Annotated in this window: 19 protein-coding genes; 12 read left to right on the top strand and 7 right to left on the bottom strand. The window is 66.7% G+C overall.

Annotated features, from left to right (window positions below):
* Entirely contained in the window at positions 1-555 is a 555-nt protein-coding gene (locus JYG32_RS16655; RefSeq protein WP_096471798.1) for a single-stranded DNA-binding protein, read from the bottom strand.
* Between the two features lie 102 nt (positions 556-657).
* Positions 658-1,845: an MFS transporter gene (locus JYG32_RS16650; protein ID WP_213264126.1), complete on the bottom strand. Its 1,188-nt coding sequence runs from the start codon at positions 1,843-1,845 to the stop codon at positions 658-660.
* A 264-nt stretch (positions 1,846-2,109) separates the two neighbouring features.
* On the opposite strand from JYG32_RS16650, the gene uvrA reads away from it, so the two are divergent.
* Together uvrA and JYG32_RS16640 are read left to right on the top strand one after the other, a co-directional pair.
* Positions 2,110-4,995 (top strand): excinuclease ABC subunit UvrA, encoded by a 2,886-nt coding sequence (gene uvrA / locus JYG32_RS16645; RefSeq protein WP_174382784.1) that lies wholly within the window; start codon positions 2,110-2,112, stop codon positions 4,993-4,995.
* Positions 4,996-5,241: 246 nt separating this feature from the next.
* Positions 5,242-6,327 carry an AI-2E family transporter gene (locus tag JYG32_RS16640; protein ID WP_174382783.1) on the top strand — a complete coding sequence of 362 codons (1,086 nt, stop codon included), beginning with the start codon at positions 5,242-5,244 and terminating at the stop codon, positions 6,325-6,327.
* A 148-nt stretch (positions 6,328-6,475) separates the two neighbouring features.
* On the opposite strand, the gene purU is transcribed toward JYG32_RS16640, so the two are convergent.
* From purU to JYG32_RS16615, 5 genes are all read right to left on the bottom strand, one after another.
* A complete protein-coding gene (gene purU, locus JYG32_RS16635) occupies positions 6,476-7,360 on the bottom strand; it encodes a formyltetrahydrofolate deformylase (RefSeq protein ID WP_174382782.1) in 885 nt (294 codons plus the stop codon).
* Positions 7,361-7,434: 74 nt separating this feature from the next.
* On the bottom strand, positions 7,435-8,310 hold the full coding sequence (locus JYG32_RS16630) for an NUDIX hydrolase (RefSeq protein WP_213264125.1): 876 nt from the start codon (positions 8,308-8,310) through the stop codon (positions 7,435-7,437).
* 5 nt (positions 8,311-8,315) lie between these two features.
* Positions 8,316-8,930: a LysE family translocator gene (locus tag JYG32_RS16625; protein ID WP_174382780.1), complete on the bottom strand. Its 615-nt coding sequence runs from the start codon at positions 8,928-8,930 to the stop codon at positions 8,316-8,318.
* Between the two features lie 40 nt (positions 8,931-8,970).
* Entirely contained in the window at positions 8,971-9,537 is a 567-nt protein-coding gene (locus JYG32_RS16620) for an adenine phosphoribosyltransferase (protein WP_040141994.1), read from the bottom strand.
* Positions 9,538-9,615: 78 nt separating this feature from the next.
* Positions 9,616-11,622 carry a monovalent cation:proton antiporter family protein gene (locus JYG32_RS16615; RefSeq protein WP_174382779.1) on the bottom strand — a complete coding sequence of 669 codons (2,007 nt, stop codon included), beginning with the start codon at positions 11,620-11,622 and terminating at the stop codon, positions 9,616-9,618.
* Positions 11,623-11,748: 126 nt separating this feature from the next.
* On the opposite strand from JYG32_RS16615, the gene kdsD reads away from it, so the two are divergent.
* The 10 genes from kdsD (at position 11,749) to rapZ (ending at position 20,316) form a co-directional block, all read left to right on the top strand.
* Entirely contained in the window at positions 11,749-12,732 is a 984-nt protein-coding gene (gene kdsD / locus JYG32_RS16610) for an arabinose 5-phosphate isomerase KdsD (protein ID WP_174382778.1), read from the top strand.
* Complete coding sequence (locus tag JYG32_RS16605) at positions 12,732-13,268, top strand: KdsC family phosphatase (RefSeq protein WP_174382777.1); 537 nt, start codon at positions 12,732-12,734, stop codon at positions 13,266-13,268. The genes kdsD and JYG32_RS16605 overlap by 1 nt, the downstream gene beginning before the upstream one ends.
* Before the next feature lie 3 nt (positions 13,269-13,271).
* Positions 13,272-13,886: an LPS export ABC transporter periplasmic protein LptC gene (lptC, locus tag JYG32_RS16600; RefSeq protein ID WP_174382776.1), complete on the top strand. Its 615-nt coding sequence runs from the start codon at positions 13,272-13,274 to the stop codon at positions 13,884-13,886.
* A gap of 20 nt (positions 13,887-13,906) precedes the next feature.
* Positions 13,907-14,572, top strand: coding sequence for a lipopolysaccharide transport periplasmic protein LptA (lptA, locus tag JYG32_RS16595; protein ID WP_069747016.1), 666 nt, complete (start codon positions 13,907-13,909; stop codon positions 14,570-14,572).
* Entirely contained in the window at positions 14,569-15,345 is a 777-nt protein-coding gene (gene lptB / locus JYG32_RS16590; protein ID WP_174382775.1) for an LPS export ABC transporter ATP-binding protein, read from the top strand. The genes lptA and lptB overlap by 4 nt, the downstream gene beginning before the upstream one ends.
* A gap of 160 nt (positions 15,346-15,505) precedes the next feature.
* A complete protein-coding gene (locus JYG32_RS16585; protein ID WP_174382774.1) occupies positions 15,506-17,008 on the top strand; it encodes an RNA polymerase factor sigma-54 in 1,503 nt (500 codons plus the stop codon).
* A gap of 157 nt (positions 17,009-17,165) precedes the next feature.
* Positions 17,166-17,525 (top strand): ribosome hibernation-promoting factor, HPF/YfiA family, encoded by a 360-nt coding sequence (gene hpf, locus JYG32_RS16580; RefSeq protein ID WP_006477786.1) that lies wholly within the window; start codon positions 17,166-17,168, stop codon positions 17,523-17,525.
* A gap of 197 nt (positions 17,526-17,722) precedes the next feature.
* Complete coding sequence (locus JYG32_RS16575; protein WP_034195643.1) at positions 17,723-18,235, top strand: PTS sugar transporter subunit IIA; 513 nt, start codon at positions 17,723-17,725, stop codon at positions 18,233-18,235.
* Between the two features lie 128 nt (positions 18,236-18,363).
* A complete protein-coding gene (hprK, locus tag JYG32_RS16570; protein WP_011353227.1) occupies positions 18,364-19,332 on the top strand; it encodes an HPr(Ser) kinase/phosphatase in 969 nt (322 codons plus the stop codon).
* A gap of 75 nt (positions 19,333-19,407) precedes the next feature.
* The gene (gene rapZ, locus JYG32_RS16565) at positions 19,408-20,316 is read left to right on the top strand and encodes an RNase adapter RapZ (protein WP_213264124.1); all 909 of its coding nucleotides are present in this window, start codon (positions 19,408-19,410) and stop codon (positions 20,314-20,316) included.
* Positions 20,317-20,341: the final 25 nt, after the last annotated feature.

Genomic DNA, 20,341 nt, shown 5'->3' with positions numbered 1-20,341 from the left:
TCAGAACGGAATATCGTCATCCATCTCGTCGAAGCCGCCGCCTGCCGGTGCGCTCGGACGGCTCTGCGCGCCGCCGCCAGCACCGCCACGCGCCGCGCCGCCGGCACGACCGCCGCCGCCGCCGCCGCGTTCCGCCTGTTCGCCGCGGCCGCCGCCACCACCACCGTAGCCGCCGCCATAACCGCCTTCGTCACCGCCGCCACCGCCGCCGCCCGCGCCGCCGCGGCCGCCGAGCATCTGCATCTGGTCGGCAACGATTTCGGTCGAGTAACGGTCCTGGCCGTCCTGGCCTTGCCACTTGCGCGTGCGGATGCGGCCTTCGATATAGACCGACGAACCCTTCTTCAGGTATTCGCTGACGATTTCCGCGAGACGGCCGAAGAACGCGACGCGGTGCCACTCGGTCATTTCCTTGAAATCGCCGCTTGCCTTGTCCTTGTAGCGGTCGGTCGTCGCGAGACGGATGTTCGCAACTGCGTCGCCGCTCGGCAGGTAACGGACTTCAGGATCGGCGCCGAGATTGCCGACGAGGATGACCTTGTTGACGGATGCCATGTGTTTCTCCAGTAAATTCGATGCCGGGCCGCCCGCGCATGCGTCGGAGCGGCCCGCCGGGCAAGCCGGCGAACGCCGCCGGTGCCTGCCCGAAAATTGGGTTCAGGCCTTGCGCGGCGGCGCTTTCATGCTGGCCGCGATTATAAGCCACGCGGCAACGAGCCCCGAACACGCGTAGAACACCGTGTTCGCGCCGCCGTGCTTCAGCAGCCAGCCGCCCACGATGCCGCCGAGCGCGAGCCCGATCGACTGCGTGGTGTTGTAGACGCCCGTGGCCGCGCCCTTGCGCGAACCCGGCGCGAGCTTCGACACGAGCGACGGCTGCGACGCTTCCAGGATGTTGAACCCGAGGAAGTAGACGAACAGGATCGCCGCCACAATCAGGATGGTATGCGGCGCGCTGCCCAGCAGCAATTGGCCGATCAGGATAGCCAGAATGCCGCCCAGCAGCACCGGCTTCATCTTGCCCCGTTTTTCCGCGACGATGATCGCCGGGACCATCATCACGAACGCGAGCCCCATCACCGGCAGGTAGACCTTCCAGTGCGCAGCGACCGGCAGCCCGCCGTCGACGAGCAGGCGCGGCACGACGAGAAACAGCGCGGTCTGCGTCGCGTGCAGCACCAGTACGCCGAAGTTCAGGCGCAGCAGTTCGACGTTGTGCAGCACCTCGGCGAACGGTGCGGGCACGTGCACGGGCTTCGCGGCGTCGGGCACGATCCACACCACGACGCCGATCGCGAGGATCGACAGCACGCCGACGATCGTGAACAGCCCGCTCATCCCGACCCAGTGGAACACGATCGGCGCACCGACGATCGCGACCGCGAACGACACGCCGATCGAGCCGCCGACCATCGCCATCGCCTTCGTGCGGTTCTGCTCGGAGGTCAGGTCGGCGATGAACGCGAGCACCGCGGACGACACGGCGCCCATCCCCTGGATCACGCGGCCGACGATGATCCACGTGATGTCGTGCGCGAACGCGGCGACGAAGCTGCCGAGCGCGAAGATCACGAGGCCCGTGGCGATCACCGGCTTGCGGCCGAACTTGTCGGACGCCCAGCCGTAGAAAATGTAGAACAGCGACTGCGTGACGCCGTAGGCCCCGAGCGCGATGCCGACGAGCAGCACGTTGTCGCCGCCCGGGATGGTTTTCGCGTAGACCGAAAACACCGGCATGATCATGAACAGGCCGAGCATGCGCAGCGCGAAGATTGCCGCGAGCGACGTGGTCGCGCGCAGTTCGGGCGCACTCATGCGGGAAGACGTGGCGGACGGATTGGACATCGGGAATGAATTTCGAATGATCGGATTGTCCACCCGGCAGCGGGCGGCGGAAGATCAGGACCAGCGGCCCGGGAGGCCTGACGGGCGACACGTCGGGGCACGATGCTGGCGGCCTGCAGGCCGCCCGGAACCGCGCGGCGCGACCGCTTTCCCCGGCGCAGGCGCCGCCTTGCTGCCACCTGCTGTAAGGCTGGGGGCCCCAAACGACGGTCTCGAAAAGCCGTTATAGTAGCAGGTTTGGTTTCCTCCATTTTCGCCAGGTTCATGGAACAGATCCGTATCCGTGGGGCACGCACCCACAACCTGAAAAACGTCAATCTCGACCTGCCGCGCCACAAGCTGATCGTGATTACCGGGTTGTCAGGGTCGGGCAAATCGTCGCTCGCGTTCGATACCCTTTATGCCGAGGGCCAGCGCCGCTACGTCGAAAGCCTGTCCGCATATGCCCGCCAGTTCCTGCAGTTGATGGAGAAACCGGACGTCGACCTGATCGAGGGCCTGTCGCCCGCGATCTCGATCGAGCAGAAGGCGACATCCCACAACCCGCGTTCGACCGTCGGCACGGTCACGGAAATCCACGACTACCTGCGACTTTTGTACGCACGTGTCGGCACGCCGTACTGCCCCGACCACGACATCCCGCTCGAGGCGCAGAGCGTGTCGCAGATGGTCGACGCGGCGCTCGCGCTGCCCGAGGAAACCAAGCTGATGATCCTCGCGCCCGTCGTCGCGAACCGCAAGGGCGAGCACGTCGAGCTGTTCGAGGAGATGCAGGCGCAGGGCTTCGTGCGCTTTCGCGTGCGCTCGGGCGGCGGCACCGCGAACGAAGGCGTCGCGAAGATCTACGAGGTCGAGTCGCTGCCGAAGCTCAAGAAGAACGACAAGCACACGATCGACGTCGTCGTCGATCGCCTGAAGGTGCGCCCGGACATGAAGCAGCGCCTCGCCGAATCGTTCGAGACGGCGCTGCGCCTCGCCGACGGCCGCGCGATCGCGCTGGAGATGGACACCGACCACGAACACCTGTTCAGCTCGAAGTTCGCGTGCCCGATCTGCTCGTACTCGCTGCAGGAGCTCGAGCCGCGCCTGTTCTCGTTCAACAACCCGATGGGCGCGTGCCCGGAATGCGACGGCCTCGGCCAGATCACGTTCTTCGACCCGAAACGGGTCGTCGCGCACCCGTCGCTGTCGCTCGCCGCGGGCGCCGTGAAGGGCTGGGACCGCCGCAACCAGTTCTACTTCCAGATGCTGCAGAGCCTCGCGGCGTTCTACGAATTCGACATCGACGCCGCGTTCGAGGATCTGCCGGAAAAGATCCGGAAGGTGCTGCTGTTCGGCTCGGGCAAGCAGACGATCCCGTTCTCGTACATCAACGAGCGCGGCCGCACGACGATCCGCGAGCACGTGTTCGAAGGGATCATCCCGAACCTCGAACGCCGTTACCGCGAGACCGATTCGGTCGCGGTGCGCGAGGAACTGTCGAAGTACCAGAACAACCAGCCGTGCCCGTCGTGCGACGGCACGCGCCTGCGCCGCGAAGCGCGCCACGTGCGGATCGGCGCGGGCGACTACGCGCGTGGCATCTATGAAATCAGCGGCTGGCCGCTGCGCGACGCGCTCGGCTATTTCGACGGGCTGACGCTCGAAGGCGCGAAGCGCGAGATCGCCGACAAGGTGATCAAGGAAATCGTCGCGCGCCTGACCTTCCTGAACAACGTCGGCCTCGACTACCTGTCGCTCGAGCGCAGCGCCGAAACGCTGTCGGGCGGCGAGGCGCAGCGGATCCGGCTCGCGTCGCAGATCGGCTCGGGCCTCACGGGCGTGATGTACGTGCTCGACGAGCCGTCGATCGGCCTGCACCAGCGCGACAACGACCGCCTGATCGGCACGCTCAAGCACCTGCGCGACCTCGGCAACTCGGTGATCGTCGTCGAGCACGACGAAGACATGATCCGCACGGCCGACTACGTCGTCGACATGGGCCCCGGCGCGGGCGAGCACGGCGGCGTGGTGGTGGCCGAAGGCACGCCGAAGCAGGTGCAGTCGAACCCGCAGTCGCTGACGGGCCAATACCTGCTCGGCAAGCGCACGATCGAGTATCCGGACGAGCGGCTCGCGCCCGATCCCGAGCGGATGCTGCGCATCGTCGACGCGCACGGCAACAACCTGAAGCACGTCGATCTCGAATTGCCGGTCGGCCTGTTGACCTGCATCACGGGCGTGTCGGGCTCCGGCAAGTCGACGCTGATCAACGACACGCTGTATCACGCGGTCGCGCGCCACCTGTACGGCTCGTCGGCCGAGCCGGCGCCACACGAGGCGATCGAGGGCCTCGAGCACTTCGACAAGGTGATCAACGTCGACCAGTCGCCGATCGGCCGCACGCCGCGCTCGAACCCGGCCACGTACACGGGCCTGTTCACGCCGATCCGCGAGCTGTTCTCGGGCGTGCCGACCTCGAAGGAGCGCGGCTACGATCCGGGCCGCTTCTCGTTCAACGTGAAGGGCGGCCGCTGCGAATCGTGCCAGGGCGACGGCGTGCTGAAGGTCGAGATGCACTTCCTGCCGGACGTCTACGTGCCGTGCGACGTATGCCACGGCAAGCGCTACAACCGCGAAACGCTCGAAGTGCAGTACAAGGGCAAGAACATCAGCGAAGTACTCGACATGACGGTCGAGCACGCGTACGAGTTCTTCAGCGCGGTGCCGGTCATTGCGCGCAAGCTGAAGACGCTGCTCGACGTCGGCCTCGGCTACATCCGCCTCGGCCAGTCGGCCACGACGCTGTCGGGCGGCGAGGCGCAGCGCGTGAAGCTGTCGCTGGAGCTGTCGAAGCGCGACACGGGCCGCACGCTGTACATCCTCGACGAGCCGACCACCGGCCTGCACTTCCACGACATCGCGCTGCTGCTCGAGGTGATCCACCGGCTGCGCGACCAGGGCAACACGGTCGTGATCATCGAGCACAACCTCGACGTGATCAAGACGGCCGACTGGGTGATCGACCTCGGCCCCGAAGGCGGTGCCGGCGGCGGCCAGATCATCGCGCAGGGCACGCCCGAGCAGGTCGCGAAAACCAAGGCGAGCTTCACCGGCAAGTACCTCGCGCCGCTGCTCAAGCGTACGACCCGCAAGGTCGCGGCCGGCTGACGCCCTTCCGCCCTTCCCGCGCGCGGCCACCCGGCCGCGCGCGTCCCCATTTAGTGGTACGCCGCCCGCCCTCTCGTTTTCCCTTCTGCGTTTACACCATGCGCCAAACGGCCCGATTGCGGACCATAATGGCGGCTATACTTTACGGTCGTAAGGTTCGCCATCCGCACCAATCCGGTGCTGCCCGGGCGGGCACCGCTCTGTCGCTCATTGCGCGGCATGACACACGAACGACAGGAATCCACGATGGAGAAGCAACAAGACTCGTCGCGCGATGCGCAGAGCCGCGAGCCGCACCTGCGCAGCGTGCGGCTGACGAGCGACTTCAGCCTGCCGAATCTGTCGGCACTCGAGATCGGCAGCTATCTCTTCGCGATCGTCGCAATGTGGCTCGTGATCGAGCTCAAGCTGCTCGGCGGGCTGCTGGCCGGCCTGCTCGTCTACCAGCTCATCCACACGATCGCGCCCGTGATCGAACGCCACACCACGAGCATGCGCGCGCGCTGGGTCGCCGTCGTGCTGCTGGCGATCGTGATCGTCGGCGGGCTCACGGGCCTGACGATCGGCATCATCGAACACTTCGAGCGCACCGTGCCGAACCTGCAGAGCCTGCTCGACCAGTTGATGCAGATCGTCGAGCAAACCCGCGCGCGCACGCCGGCATGGATCGCGAACCTGCTGCCCGTCGACGTCGAGCAGATGAAGACGAAGGCGGCCGTGCTGATGCACTCGCACATGGACCAGCTACAGCAGAGCGGCAAGAGCGTCGCGCGCGGCTTCGGCCACGTGCTGTTCGGGATGATCATCGGCGCGATGATCGCGATCGGCGTCGAGCACGGCAAGGTGCGCCGGCCGCTGTCGACCGCGCTCGTCACGCGCGTATCGCGCTTCTCCGACGCGTTCCGCCGGATCGTATTCGCGCAGATCAAGATCTCGGCGATCAACGCGACGTTCACGGGCATCTACCTGCTCGTCGCGCTGCCGATCTTCCACCAGCGGCTGCCGCTGTCGAAAACGCTCGTGCTCGTCACGTTCATCGTCGGCCTGCTGCCCGTGATCGGCAACCTGATCTCCAACACGCTGATCGTCGCCGTGTCGCTGTCGGTCGGCATGGGCACCGCGATCGCGTCGCTGGCGTTCCTCGTGATCATCCACAAGCTCGAATACTTCCTGAACGCGAAGATCATCGGCGGCCAGATCGAGTCGCGCGCGTGGGAGCTGCTGCTCGCGATGCTGATCATGGAGGCCGCGTTCGGGCTGCCGGGCGTGATCGCCGCGCCGATCTTCTATGCGTACCTGAAACGCGAGCTGTACCTGCTGCGGCTGATCTGACAGCCGCGCATCCGGCGAAAAAAAACGCCGCGCCCCGTAAAGGGCGCGGCGTTTGTGTTTGTGGGGGCCGGCGATCCGGGGGCCGGCCGGCCGGAAGCCGGTCATCCGACAGCCGGCGATCCTTGGGCCGATGGCCAGCCAACGCGAATCAGCGAAACACGACCGTCTTCGTCCCGTTCAGCACGATCCGGTGCTCGACATGCCACTTCACCGCGCGCGCGAGCGTCACGCACTCGACGTCGCGGCCGATCGCCGTCAGCTGGTCGGGCGTCATGCTGTGGTCGACGCGCTCGACTTCCTGCTCGATGATCGGGCCTTCGTCGAGATCGGTCGTCACGTAGTGCGCGGTCGCGCCGATCAGCTTCACGCCGCGGTCGAACGCCTGGTAGTACGGCTTCGCGCCCTTGAAGCTCGGCAGGAACGAATGGTGGATGTTGATCGCGCGCCCGGCGAGCTGCTGGCACATGTTCGGCGACAGGATCTGCATGTAGCGCGCGAGCACGACGAGATCGGCCTGGTGCTCGTCGATCACTTCCAGCACGCGCGCTTCCTGCGCGGCCTTCGCGGCATCGGACGAACCGCCGATCAGCGGGAAGTGATGGAACGGGATGTTGTAGCTCGCGGCGAGCTGGTAGAACTCCTTGTGGTTCGACACGATCGCCGGGATCTCGATCGGCAGCTGGCCGGTGCGGTAGCGGAACAGCAGGTCGTTCAGGCAATGGCCGATCTTCGACACCATGATCACGACGCGCGGCTTCACGGCCGCATCGTGCAGCTCCCAGCGCATCGAGAACTGTTCCGCGAGCGGTGCGAATTCCTTGCGAAGCGTGTCGAGCGCCGACCCGGCATCCGTGCCGTTGCCGTCCTGCTCGAAATGCACGCGCATGAAGAATTCGCTGGTACGGCTGTCGCCGAACTGCGCCGAATCGAGGATGTTGTTGCTACGCTCGAACAGGAAGCCCGAGACCGCGTGGACGATGCCGTGCCGGTCGGGGCACGACAGTTTCAAGATAAAGCTGTGATCGGTCGACATGACCGCGACTCCCTTTGTTTCCGTATTCGTCAAATTGCCCGTTCGCGTCGCCGGACCGCGCGTCGCGGCGCGCGTCACGCGGCCGGTACGAACAGCGCGTCGATGCCAGCCGCATCGGCCGCCTCCTCCGCCGTCAGCCAACGGTGGCGCAGCAGCGTGTCGAGCGTCGCGAGGCTCGCATCCATCGTTGCGCGGCCTTCGCGCAGCCAGCCGATCACCTCGGACACATCGGCCAGCAGGTGCTCGGCCACTTCGCCGTCCTGGTTGCGCGGCGCGAAGTCGTGCGGCAACGGCAGGTCGTACACGAAGATCAGTTCGGACTGCGTGCCTTCCGGCAGCGAGCACAGCACCTGCACCGCGCGGCCCGCGATCGCGCGCGCCGCCAGTTCGACCGGAATGCCGGCTTCTTCCCAGCATTCCTTCGCGAGCGTCTCGTGAACGCCCAGGCCCCAGCCGATACCGCCCGCGACGACGTTGTCGAGCATGCCGGGATCGGTTGCCTTGGTCGCGCTGCGGCGGCCGAGCCACATCTGCGGCACGGCCGCGGCGGACGGCTCGCCCGGCGCAACCTTGCATTCTACGATGCCGTTCAGATGCACCGCGTAAGTCTGCGTCCCGAAGAAGCGCGACGCGGCGCGCTCGATGTACGCGAGCGGCGGATCGTCGAAGCGGTTGCGGATCGCATAGATCTCGTCGCGCCAACCGGGAATCGCGCCTTCGGCCGCGAGCGCGCCGATCGCGCTCGCCAGCGCCATGCTGCGCGCGTCGACCGAGTCGTAGCGCGCCGACAGCACGACGCGCTCGCCGGTCAGCTCGAACACGTCGGGCCAGCGGGCAAGCTTCGCGACGTCCTGGCGGCGCACCCAGCCGACCGCCCGGCCGGCGATCTCGAAACGCAGGTGCGCGGCCGGATCGAAGCGCCGCGCGGCCGCGATGCACGGAAACGTCATCGCCGTCAGTCCTTCAGCGCGACGCGGATGCCGAGCGCGATGAACGTCGCGCCGGCCAGCCGGTCGAGCCACACGCCGACCTTCGGGCGGCGCTTCAGCCATGCGCCGATCACGCCCGCGCCGACGCCGAACAGCGAGAAGATCGCGGCCGTCTGCAGCATGAACAGCGCGCCGAGTTCGAACATCTGCAGCGTCACGCCCTGCACGCCGTGCGGATCGACGAACTGCGGCAGGAACACGACGAAGAACAGCGTGACCTTCGGATTCATCAGGTTGCCGATCACGCTCTGCCGGAAAATCGTGCCGAGCGGCTGCGGCGGGCGCTCATGCGCATTCGCGAGGCCCTGGCTGCGCAGCGCCTTGATGCCGATCCACACGAGATACGCGGCGCCCGCGAGCTTCAGGATCTCGAACGCGACCGGCGACGAACGCAGCAAGGCCGCGACGCCGAGCGCCGCGAGCGTCGTGTGGAACAGGATCCCGGCGCTGAAGCCGAGCGCGGCGACGAACCCGGCCGCGCGGCCCTGCGAGATGCCGCGCGCGAGCACCTGCAGGTTGTCGGGACCCGGCGCGAACGTGATCGCGATCGACGTGGCGAGAAACAGCATGAAGTTGGGCATCGTGACCTCGCGGCGTAACGTGAGTAAGGCGGGCCGGCGTTCAGTGGCCGGCGAATTCGGTAACGGTATAGACGGGCAGTCCCGCGTTGCGCAGCAGCGCCGAGCCGCCGAGATCGGGCAGGTCGATGATCGCCGCGCCTTCGACGACCACCGCGCCGAGCCGCTGCAGCAGGTTGCGCCCCGCCATCATCGTGCCGCCGGTCGCGATCAGGTCGTCCATGATGATCACGCGGTCGCCGGGGCGGCACGCGTCCTCGTGGATCTCGACCGTCGCGCTGCCGTATTCGAGGTCGTACGATTCCGAACGTGTCTTGTACGGCAGCTTGCCGACCTTGCGGATCGGCACGAAGCCGACGCTCAGCTCGTACGCGACGATCGGCGCGATGATGAAGCCGCGCGCGTCGAGGCCCGCGACGTAGTCGAGCTTCGCGTCGACATAGCGTTCGACGAACAGGTCGACGAGGATGCGCAGCGCCTTCGGGCTCTGCAGCAGCGTCGTGATGTCGCGGAACATCACGCCCGGCTGCGGCCAGTCGGGCACCGTGCGGATCTGGCTGTGGATGAAGGCGACCGGATCGAGCGGCGCGCCCGACGACGAATGCGGCATGAAACTCTCCGAAAAAAACGGTGCGCGAAGATCGGGCACCGTTTCGAATAAATACGGGTCAGGTTATTGAATCGCGGCTCAAGCGGCTGCGGCCGGCGGATCGCGCCGATGGCGCGACAACCGCTCCTCCGCGAGCGCGAGCGCCTCGGGCAGCCCGCGCAGCACGACGATGTCGCTCGCGCGCAGCTTGGTCTGCGGATCGGGTTCGACACCGCGGATGCCGTGCCGGCGGATCGCCGTGACTTCCAGCCCGAGCGCATACAGCCCGAGTTCCTCCAGCGTGCGACCGACCGCGTCCGCGCGCGCATCGACCGGCACCGATTGTAGCCGCACCTGCTCATGGTCGTCGTCGTCCGCGTCGTCCGCGCCGCGGAAATAGCCGCGCAGCAGGCTGTAGCGCTCGTCGCGCATTTCCTCGACGCGCCGCACGACCTTGCGCATCGGCACGCCGACCAGCACCAGCGTATGCGACGCGAGCATCAGGCTGCCTTCGACGATCTCCGGAATCACTTCGGTCGCGCCGGCCGCGAGCAGCTTCTCGAGATCGGCATCGTCGACGGTGCGCACGATCGCCGGCAGCGTCGGTTCGAGCTCGTGCACGTGGTGCAGCACGCGCAGCGCGGACGGCGTGTTCGCATAGGTGATCGCAACGGCCGCCGCGCGGTGGATACCGGCCGCGAGCAACGACTCGCGGCGCGCCGCGTCGCCGAACACGACCGATTCGCCGGCCGCCGCGGCCGCGCTCACGCGATCGGGATCGAGGTCGAGCGCGACATACGAAATGCCTTCCTGTTCGAGCATCCGCGCCAGGTTCTGGCCCGCGCGGCCGTAGCCGCAGATGATCACGTGGCCGCGCTGCTTCAGGCTTTGCGTCGCGATCCGCGTCATCTGCAGCGACTGCTGCATCCATTCGGTCGACGACAGCCGCATCACGATCCGGTCGGCGTTCTGGATCAGGAACGGCGCGGCGAGCATCGACAGCAGCATCGACGCGAGGATCGCCTGCAGCAGCGTCGAATCGACGAGATGCCGGTCGAGGATCAGGTTCAGCAGCACGAAGCCGAATTCGCCGGCCTGCGCGAGGCCGATGCCCGTGCGCATCGCGACGCCCGGCGTCGCGCCGAACAGCCGCGCGAGCCCCGCGATCATCGTCCCCTTGAACAGGATCTGCCCGACGAAGAAGCCGAGCACGAGCAGCGGATGCTCCCAGATCACGCGCGGATCGAGCAGCATCCCCGTCGTCACGAAGAACAGGCCGAGCAGCACGTCGCGGAACGGCTTGATGTCCTCCTCCACCTGATGGCGGAACGGCGTCTCGGAAATCAGCATCCCCGCGATGAACGCGCCGAGCGCGAGCGACAGGCCGAACTTGTCGGTGATGAACGCGGCGCCGAGCGTGACGAGCAGCAGGTTCAGCACGAACAGTTCCTGCGAGCGGCGCCGCGCGACGACGTTGAGCCAGCGCGTCATGAAGCGCTGGCCGATGACCAGCAGCAGCGTGAGCGCGATCACGATCTTGACCGCCGCGAAGCCGAGCGTCAGCGCGAGGTCCTTCGACGATTCGGCGCCGAACGCGGCGATCACGATCAGCAGCGGCACTACCGCGAGATCCTGGAACAGCAGCACGCCGAAGATGTTGCGGCCGTGCTCGGTCTCGATCTCGAGCCGCTCGGCGAGCATCTTCGACACGATCGCCGTCGACGACATCGCGAGCGCGCCGCCAAGCGCGATGCTGCCCTGCCATGTGATGTGCACCCAGCGCTCGAACAGCGCGCCGAGCACGAGCGCGAGTACCAGCGTCGCGACGACCTGCAGCAGCCCGAGCCCGAACACGAGCCGCTGCATCGCCCTCAGCTTCGCCAGCGAGAATTCGAGGCCGATCGAGAACATCAGGAACACCACGCCGAATTCCGCGAGATGCTCGGCCCGTTCGAGATCCGCCGCGATCCCGAGCGCATGCGGGCCGACCACGATGCCGACGGTCAGGTAGCCAAGCATCGGCGGGAGGTTCATCGAACGGAACACGACAACACCCACTACCGAAGCCAGCAGCAGCAGGAGCGTCATTTCGAGCGGGGAAATCACGGGCAAAGCGTCCTCGTTCGTCGGGGCCACCGCAAAGCGGGCACGGTGGCGTAGCGTGGGATAGGCGACGTCGGACGAGTCCGAGGGGCCGGCGCGGCGAACAAACGCCTTTGCTATACTCCGCGCATGATAGCGAAAATCAATGATGATCGGGCGCTCGCGCTCGCCCGCGAAGTGCTCGACATCGAGGCGGACGCCGTGCGCGCGCTGCGCGACCAGATCGACGGAGGCTTCGTCCAGGCCGTCGCGCTGCTGCTCGGCTGCCGCGGCCGCGTGGTGGTGTCCGGCATCGGCAAATCGGGGCATATTGCCCGCAAGATCGCAGCAACGCTGGCCAGCACCGGCACGCCGGCCTTCTTCGTCCACCCTGCCGAAGCCAGCCACGGCGACCTCGGGATGGTCACCTCCGACGACGTCTTCATCGGCATCTCCTATTCCGGCGAATCGGAAGAGCTCGTCGCGATCCTGCCGCTCGTCAAGCGGATCGGCGCGAAGCTGATCGCGATCACGGGCCGCGCGGGGTCGAGCCTCGGCACGCTCGCCGACGTGAACCTGAACGCCGCGGTCGCGAAGGAAGCGTGCCCGCTGAACCTCGCGCCCACCGCGAGCACGACCGCCGCGCTCGCGCTCGGCGACGCGCTCGCCGTCGCCGTGCTCGACGCGCGCGGCTTCGGTTCGGAAGATTTCGCGCGCTCGCACCCGGGCGGCGCGCTCGGCCGGCGCCTGCTCACTTATGTGCGCGACGTGATGCGCTCGGGCGACGATGTCCCGTCCGTCGGGCTCGACGCGACGCTGTCGGACGCACTGTTCCAGATCACCGCGAAGCGCCTGGGCATGACCGCCGTGGTCGACGCCGACGGCAAGGTCGCGGGCATCTTCACCGACGGCGACCTGCGCCGCGTGCTCGCGCTCGGCGGCGACTTCCGCACGCTGCCGATCACCGACGTGATGACGCGCGACCCGCGCACGATCGCGCCGGATCACCTGGCGGTCGAGGCCGTGGAACTGATGGAGCGCCACCGGATCAACCAGATGCTGGTGGTCGATGCCGACGGCGCGCTGATCGGCGCGCTGAACATGCACGACCTGTTTTCGAAGAAGGTGATCTGATGAGCGCAGCGCTGACTGCGGCCGAACGCGCGAGCCGCGTGAAGCTGATGATTTTCGACGTCGACGGCGTACTGACCGACGGCGGCCTGCTGTTTACCGCGGCCGGCGACGCGATGAAGTCGTTCAATTCGCTCGACGGCCACGGCGTGAAGCTGCTCGGCGAAGCCGGCATCGCGACCGCGATCATCACGGGCCGCCGCTCGGAGATCGTCGCGGCGCGTGCGAAGGAAATGAAGATCGCGCACCTGTTCCAGGGCGTCGAGAACAAGCTCACGGTGTTCGCCGACCTCATCGCATCGCTCGGCCTCACCGCCGACGCGTGCGGCTACATGGGCGACGACTGGCCCGACCTGCCGGTGATGCTGCGCTGCGGCTTCGCGACCGCGCCCGCGAACGCGCACCCCGACGTGATCGCCCGCGCGCACTGGGTGGCCGAGGCCCGCGGCGGCCACGGCGCCGTGCGCGAAGTCTGCGACGCGATCCTGCGCGCGCAGCGCCGCTACGACGCGCTGCTCGCGGCCGCCTGCGGAGCCTGACGGATGAACACGCATTTCCGCTGGACCCAGTTGCTGCCGCTCGTCGCGGTCGCCGCGCTCGCGGGCATCACCTGGTGGCTGCTGCAGGCGACGCTGCCGCCGCCGGGCGAAGGCACCGTGCAGCCGAAGCGCCATACGCCCGACTACTTCGCGGACAATTTCTCGGTCACCGAGCTCGACCAGTCCGGCACGACCCAGTACCGGCTGACGGCCGCGAAGCTGATCCATTACGAAGACACCGAAAACAGCGACCTGACCGATCCGGCCATGCGCGCATTCCAGCCCGGCAAGCCGGTCGTGACCACCACCGCCAAGCGCGGCACCGTCAACGGCGACGTGTCGATCGTCGATTTGTACGACAACGCGCGCATCCTGCGCGCGGCCGGCGGCGGCGATCCGCAGATGCAGGCCGATTCCCAGCATTTCCGGATCTTCGTCAATGACGATGTGATCCAGACCGAAAAGCCGGTTAAACTTCAGCGCGGCCTGTCGCTCGTCAACGCGACCGACGGCATGAAGTACAACAACGTCACCCGGGTCATCGAGCTTTACGGCAACGTGCGCGGCACGATCGCCGCGGCGGACACGTCCGGCGGCTCGAAAGGTCAACCCAAGTGACGCTTCCCTCACGTGACTGCATGAACGAACCGTTCCCTCGACAGAATTCCGGCGGCGCTGCGCGCGCCGTCCGCGCCGCGCTCGCCGCGACGCTCGTGGCGCTCCCGCTGATCGGGCTGGCGCCGCTCGCCCATGCCGAGAAGGCCGACCAGAACAAGCCGATCAACGTCGAGGCCGACAACCTGACCTATGACGACCTGAAGCAGGTCACGGTCGCGACCGGCAACGTCGTGATCACGAAGGGCACGATCATCATCAAGGGCGATCGCGTCGAAGTGCGCCAGGATCCGGAAGGCTATCAGTACGCGACGTCGTTCGGCAGCGGCAAGAAGCACGCGACGTTCCGCCAGAAGCGCGAAGGCCTCGACGAATACATCGACGGCGACGCCGAGCGCATCGACTACGACGGCAAGCAGGACCTGACCACGCTGACGACAGCCGCAACCGTACGCCGCCTGCAGGGCACGTCGACGATCGCCGACACCGTGCACGGCAGCGTGATCACGTACGACGGCCAGCGCGACTTCTACACCGCGAAGGGCGGCAAGGACGTCGCGGCGCCGGGCAACCCGAACGGCCGCGTGCGCGCGATGCTGTCGCCGAAGAACGGCGGCCCCGCGCCGCTGAACGGTGCACCGGCGAAGTTGTCGCCGTCGACCACGATCCAGGGAGCGCCGGGCCAATGAACGCGCTACCGAACCGCCAGCCGGCCGGCACCACGAGCTCGCTCGTCGTCCGCAACCTGAAGAAGCGCTACGGCTCGCGCACGGTCGTCAAGGACGTGTCGCTCGACGTGAAGAGCGGCGAAGTCGTCGGGCTGCTCGGCCCGAACGGCGCCGGCAAGACCACATCGTTCTACATGATCGTCGGCCTCGTGCCGCTCGACGCGGGCGAGATCTCGCTGAACGGCAGCTCGATCAGCCTGCTGCCGATCCACAAGCGCGCGTCGCTCGGCCTGTCGTACCTGCCGCAGGAAGCGTCCGTGTTCCGCAAGCTGACCGTCGAGGAAAACATCCGCGCGGTGCTCGAGCTGCAATTCGGCGAAGACGGCAAGCGGCTGTCGAAGGACGCGATTTCATCGCGCACCGAAGCGCTGCTCGACGAGCTGCAGATCGGCCACCTGCGCGAGAACCCCGCCCTGTCGCTGTCGGGCGGCGAACGACGCCGGGTCGAAATTGCGCGCGCGCTCGCGACCAACCCGAACTTCATCCTGCTCGACGAACCGTTCGCCGGCGTCGATCCGATCGCGGTGCTCGAGATCCAGAAGATCGTCAAGTTCCTGAAGCAGCGCAACATCGGCGTGCTGATTACCGATCACAACGTCCGCGAAACGCTCGGCATCTGCGACCACGCGTATATCATCAGCGACGGCTCGGTGCTCGCCGCCGGCGCGCCGAGCGAAATCATCGAAAACGAAAGCGTCCGCCGCGTGTACCTCGGCGAACACTTCCGCATGTAACCTCCTCCTCGTGGCTGGCTGCACCCCGCCCGGCATCGCCGCGCGGGGCCGTGCCCCGCTTCGCGGCCATGCCCGCGACCGGGCGGCGCGCCGCGCGTAATCGCGGATGGCTCAACGCGCCTGGGTCGTGGCAAACTGCCGGTATGACTCCCTCCTTGCCATGAAAGCCAGCCTTCAACTCCGCCTGTCGCAACATCTGGCGCTGACGCCCCAGCTACAGCAGTCGATCCGGCTCCTGCAGTTGTCGACGCTCGAATTGCAGCAGGAAGTCGCGATGGCCGTCGCGCAGAACCCGCTGCTCGAGAACGACGACGAGTGGATCGCGAGCCCGCTGCGCGTCGCGTCGGACGGATCGCTGATCGCGCAGACGCCGCCCGCACAGAACACCGAGCCGGCCGTGTCGAACGGCAGCAGCTCGTCGAGCGATCGCGCGGAGCGCGACGAGCCGGCCGGCGCCGACGAATACGATTATGCGTCCGGCGACGGCAACGACGGCCCGCAATGGAATCTCGACGAATTCGGCCGCTCGAGCGGCGCGTCCGACGACGACGACCTCCCGCCGCTGCAGGTGCAGGAAGCCGCGACGTCGCTGCGCGACCACCTGTCCGCGCAGTTGCGCGTCACGCAGGCCGGCCCGCGCGATCGTGCGCTCGTGATGTTCCTGATCGAATCGCTCGACGACGACGGCTACCTGACCGCCACGCTCGACGAAGTGCTCGCCGACCTGCCGTCCGAGCTGGAGATCGACTGCGACGAACTGAATGCGGCGCTCGCGCTGCTGCACAGCTTCGACCCGGCCGGGGTCGGCGCCCGCTCGGCATCCGAATGCCTGAAGCTGCAGTTGCTGCGCCTCGATCCGTCCCCGACGCGTACGCTCGCGCTCGAGATCGTGTCGCAGCATCTCGAACTGCTCGCCGCACGCGATTTCACGCGGTTGCGCAAGCACCTGAAGGCGAGCGACGACGCGCTGCGCGACGCGCACGCGCTGATCCGCTCGCTGGAGCCGTTCCCCGGCGCCGCGTACGGCAAGGCCGAGGCCGACTACGTCGTGCCCGACATCTTCGTGAAGAAGGCCGGCCAGGGATGGCTCGCGGAGCTCAATCCGGAGGTCGTGCCGCGCCTGCGGATCAACAACCTCTACGCGAACATCCTGCGCAACAGCCGCGGCGATCCGTCGGCTGGTTCGCTGAAGCAGCAGCTTCAGGAAGCACGCTGGCTGATCAAGAACATTCAGCAGCGTTTCGACACGATCCTGCGTGTCGCGCAGGCTATTGTCGAGCGTCAGAAGAATTTCTTTGCGCACGGTGAAATTGCCATGCGCCCCTTGGTTTTGCGGGAAATAGCTGATACGCTGGGCCTACACGAGTCGACTGTCAGCCGTGTGACAACCGGGAAGTACATGCTGACCCCGTTCGGGACGCTTGAATTTAAGTACTTCTTCGGATCTCACGTTTCGACCGACACCGGTGGCGCCGCCTCGTCGACCGCCATCCGAGCCCTCATCAAGCAACTGATAGGAGCTGAAGACCCAAAATCGCCACTTTCGGACAGCCGCATTGCCGAGCTGCTGGCAGAACAGGGTTTCGTGGTCGCGCGCCGCACGGTTGCCAAATATCGCGAAGCCCTCAAGATCCCGGCAGTGAATCTGCGCAAGTCTCTTTAGCCTGCTGCCTGCCCGGCGGCAGGCGTGTTCCGGCCACCGCGCACACGGGGAACAGGCCGGGCGACCTGTCCGCGATATGCCGCCTCGTGCGGCACGGGCAAGTCGACCGGAGCGCCGCCTCGATGCGGCCGGGTGGTCACTCGCTTGGAGAAGCACTATGAACCTGAAGATCAGTGGACATCATCTCGAAGTCACGCCTGCAATTCGCGAATACGTGATCACCAAGCTGGACAGGGTGCTACGGCATAGCGATCAGGTGATCGATGGCACTGTGATCCTCTCGGTCGACAATCACAAGGAAAAGGACAAGCAGCAGCGCGCGGAAATCAACCTGCACCTGAAGGGCAAGGACATCTTCGTCGAAAGCGCGAACGGCAACCTGTACGCGGCGATCGATCTGCTGATCGACAAGCTGGATCGCCAGGTCGTCAAGCACATGGAGCGCCTGCAAACGCACGCGCACGACCCGATCAAGCTTCAACCGTCGATCGACCAGATCGAACTGCCGCCGCAGTAACCGTCACCGCAACACGCACGCCGCCCGGTTCGCCGGGCGTTTTTTTTGCGACTCCGCGCCCGTGGTGCGACCGGTCCGTCCATGCTGCGCCACGCGCGCGGCTGTGCTCTATAATGTTCCGGTTATCGCCGGGGGGCGTTGGGTGCGGTAGCTGCGTTGCAGGTTGCCGATGCCAAACGCCTTGATATCGCCTGAACATGGAAAATCAGTCTGCCGCCGCAAGGAGACCCCAGGCCGCCCAATCGCCTGCCAACATGAATCGCCTAGCCAAAATCCTGCCCATAGAGAACGTCGTCATCGACCTCTCAGTCACCAGCAAGAAACGCGTGTTCGAACAAGCCGGGCTGATGTTCGAGAATCAGAACGGCATCGCCCGCAGCACCGTCACGGACAACCTGTTCGCGCGCGAGCGCCTCGGCTCGACCGGGCTCGGCGAGGGCGTCGCGATTCCGCACGGGCGCATCAAGGGTCTCAAGCACCCGCTCGCCGCGTTCGTCCGGCTTGCCGACGCGATCCCGTTCGAAGCGCCCGACGGCCAGCCGGTCGGCCTCCTGATTTTCCTGCTCGTCCCCGAGCAAGCCACCCAGCAGCACCTCGAAATCCTGTCGGAAATCGCGCAACTGCTGTCCGATCGCGACGCGCGCGAGCGTCTGCACAACGAAACGGATATCGCCGAGTTGCATCGCCTGCTCACTCAGTGGCAACCTTGAGTTGATCCGGGCGGAATATTTTCCCGTACGAGGCGGCGCACGCCGCCGTCCAGGGCCGCCCGGCGCCGGCCCGGCATGGCGACGTCCGTCGCCGCGCGCATGCACCGGCCCATTGGAGTGATGGAGTCATGGATACGTCCAGCATCAACGCCCAGAGCATCTTCGACGACAACGCGGCCACGCTGAAGCTGAGCTGGCTGACGGGGCATGAAGGCTGGGAACGCGGCTTTTCGGCCGACACGGTCGGCAACGCGACGTCGAGCGCCGACCTCGTCGGCCACCTGAACCTGATCCACCCGAACCGGATCCAGGTGCTGGGCGAAGCCGAAATCGACTACTACCAGCGCCAGACCGACGAAGACCGCTCGCGCCACATGGCCGAGCTGATCGCCCTCGAACCGCCGTTCCTCGTCGTCGCCGGCGGCGCCGCGGCGCCGCCCGAACTCGTGCTGCGCTGCACGCGCTCGTCTACCCCGCTGTTCACGACGCCGATGTCGGCCGCCGCGGTAATCGACAGCCTGCGGCTCTACATGTCGCGCATCCTCGCGCCGCGCGCGACGCTGCACGGCGTGTTCATCGACATCCTCGGGATGGGCGTGCTGCTGACCGGCGACTCGGGCCTCGGCAAGAGCGAACTCGGCCTCGAGCTGATCAGCCGCGGCCACGGCCTCGTCGCCGACGACGCGGTCGATTTCGTCCGTCTTGGCCCCGATTTCGTCGAAGGGCGCTGCCCGCCGCTGCTGCAAAACCTGCTCGAAGTGCGCGGCCTCGGCCTGCTCGACATCAAGACGATCTTCGGCGAGACCGCCGTGCGGCGGAAAATGAAGCTGAAGCTGATCGTCCAGCTCGTGCGGCGCCCCGACGGCGAATTCCAGCGCCTGCCGCTGGAAAGCCAGACCGTCGACGTACTCGGTTTGCCGATCAGCAAGGTCACGATCCAGGTCGCGGCCGGCCGCAACCTCGCGGTGCTCGTCGAGGCTGCCGTCCGGAACACGATCCTGCAGTTGCGCGGAATCGACACGTTGCGCGATTTCATGGATCGGCAACGACTCGCGATGCAAGATCCCGACAGTCAGTTCCCCGGCAAGCTGGTGTAACCCGCACGCGCCGGCCGCGCAACGCCGACGCGTCGAGCCGGTGCTATGATGAAACGTCAGGATTCTCTGCTTCCCATGCGCATCGTCCTAATCACCGGCATCTCCGGCTCAGGCAAGTCCGTCGCGCTGAACGCGCTCGAAGACGCAGGCTACTACTGCGTCGACAACCTGCCGCCGCATGTGCTCCCCGAACTCGCCCGCTACCTCGCGGAGGACGGCCAGCGCCGGCTCGCGGTCGCGATCGACGCGCGCTCGAGCGCATCGCTCGACGAAATGCCCGGCCTGATCCGGGAACTGTCGCGCGAGCACGACGTGCGCGTGCTGTTCCTCAACGCGAGCACCCAGGCGCTGATCCAGCGCTTCTCCGAAACGCGCCGCCGCCATCCGCTGTCCGGTTCGCTGTCGCACGATGCGGACGTCGGCCTGCTGTCGTCGCTCGAGGAAGCGATCGAGCGCGAACGCGACCTCGTCGCGCCGCTCGCCGAGTTCGGCCACCAGGTCGATACGAGTACGCTGCGCGCGAACGTGCTGCGCACGTGGGTCAAGCGCTTCATCGAGCAGAAGAACAACGACCTGATGGTGATGTTCGAGTCGTTCGGCTTCAAGCGCGGCGTACCGCTCGACGCCGACCTGATGTTCGACGTGCGCGCGCTGCCGAATCCGTACTACGACCACGAGTTGCGCCCGCTCACCGGGCTCGACCAGCCGGTCATCGCCTTTCTCGACGCACTGCCGATCGTCCACCAGATGATCGACGACATCCATGCGTTCCTGATGAAATGGCTGCCGCACTTCCGCGATGACAACCGCAGCTACCTGACCGTCGCCATAGGCTGCACCGGCGGCCAGCATCGCTCGGTGTTCATCGCGGAAACGCTCGCCGCGCGCCTCGCGCACGAGGCGAACGTGATCGTGCGGCATCGTGACGCGCCAGTGGATGTCGACGCGTCGTCGCGGCTCGTCTCCGAGGTCGACCGACCCTAGCGACACCCGCCCCTTCTTCAGCGCG

It is taken from the genome of Burkholderia pyrrocinia (genome assembly GCF_018417535.1).
Lineage (GTDB): Bacteria > Pseudomonadota > Gammaproteobacteria > Burkholderiales > Burkholderiaceae > Burkholderia > Burkholderia pyrrocinia_E.
This window is presented reverse-complemented; position numbering and strand designations above follow the sequence as displayed.

Coding starts and splice junctions, on each gene's coding strand:
- JYG32_RS16655 (WP_096471798.1), bottom strand. CDS start 555: ATGGCATCCGTCAACAAGGTCATCCTCGTCGGCAATCTCGGCGCCGAT.
- JYG32_RS16650 (WP_213264126.1), bottom strand. CDS start 1,845: ATGTCCAATCCGTCCGCCACGTCTTCCCGCATGAGTGCGCCCGAACTG.
- uvrA (WP_174382784.1), top strand. CDS start 2,110: ATGGAACAGATCCGTATCCGTGGGGCACGCACCCACAACCTGAAAAAC.
- JYG32_RS16640 (WP_174382783.1), top strand. CDS start 5,242: ATGGAGAAGCAACAAGACTCGTCGCGCGATGCGCAGAGCCGCGAGCCG.
- purU (WP_174382782.1), bottom strand. CDS start 7,360: ATGTCGACCGATCACAGCTTTATCTTGAAACTGTCGTGCCCCGACCGG.
- JYG32_RS16630 (WP_213264125.1), bottom strand. CDS start 8,310: ATGACGTTTCCGTGCATCGCGGCCGCGCGGCGCTTCGATCCGGCCGCG.
- JYG32_RS16625 (WP_174382780.1), bottom strand. CDS start 8,930: ATGCCCAACTTCATGCTGTTTCTCGCCACGTCGATCGCGATCACGTTC.
- JYG32_RS16620 (WP_040141994.1), bottom strand. CDS start 9,537: ATGCCGCATTCGTCGTCGGGCGCGCCGCTCGATCCGGTCGCCTTCATC.
- kdsD (WP_174382778.1), top strand. CDS start 11,749: ATGATAGCGAAAATCAATGATGATCGGGCGCTCGCGCTCGCCCGCGAA.
- JYG32_RS16605 (WP_174382777.1), top strand. CDS start 12,732: ATGAGCGCAGCGCTGACTGCGGCCGAACGCGCGAGCCGCGTGAAGCTG.
- lptC (WP_174382776.1), top strand. CDS start 13,272: ATGAACACGCATTTCCGCTGGACCCAGTTGCTGCCGCTCGTCGCGGTC.
- lptA (WP_069747016.1), top strand. CDS start 13,907: ATGAACGAACCGTTCCCTCGACAGAATTCCGGCGGCGCTGCGCGCGCC.
- lptB (WP_174382775.1), top strand. CDS start 14,569: ATGAACGCGCTACCGAACCGCCAGCCGGCCGGCACCACGAGCTCGCTC.
- JYG32_RS16585 (WP_174382774.1), top strand. CDS start 15,506: ATGAAAGCCAGCCTTCAACTCCGCCTGTCGCAACATCTGGCGCTGACG.
- hpf (WP_006477786.1), top strand. CDS start 17,166: ATGAACCTGAAGATCAGTGGACATCATCTCGAAGTCACGCCTGCAATT.
- JYG32_RS16575 (WP_034195643.1), top strand. CDS start 17,723: ATGGAAAATCAGTCTGCCGCCGCAAGGAGACCCCAGGCCGCCCAATCG.
- hprK (WP_011353227.1), top strand. CDS start 18,364: ATGGATACGTCCAGCATCAACGCCCAGAGCATCTTCGACGACAACGCG.
- rapZ (WP_213264124.1), top strand. CDS start 19,408: ATGCGCATCGTCCTAATCACCGGCATCTCCGGCTCAGGCAAGTCCGTC.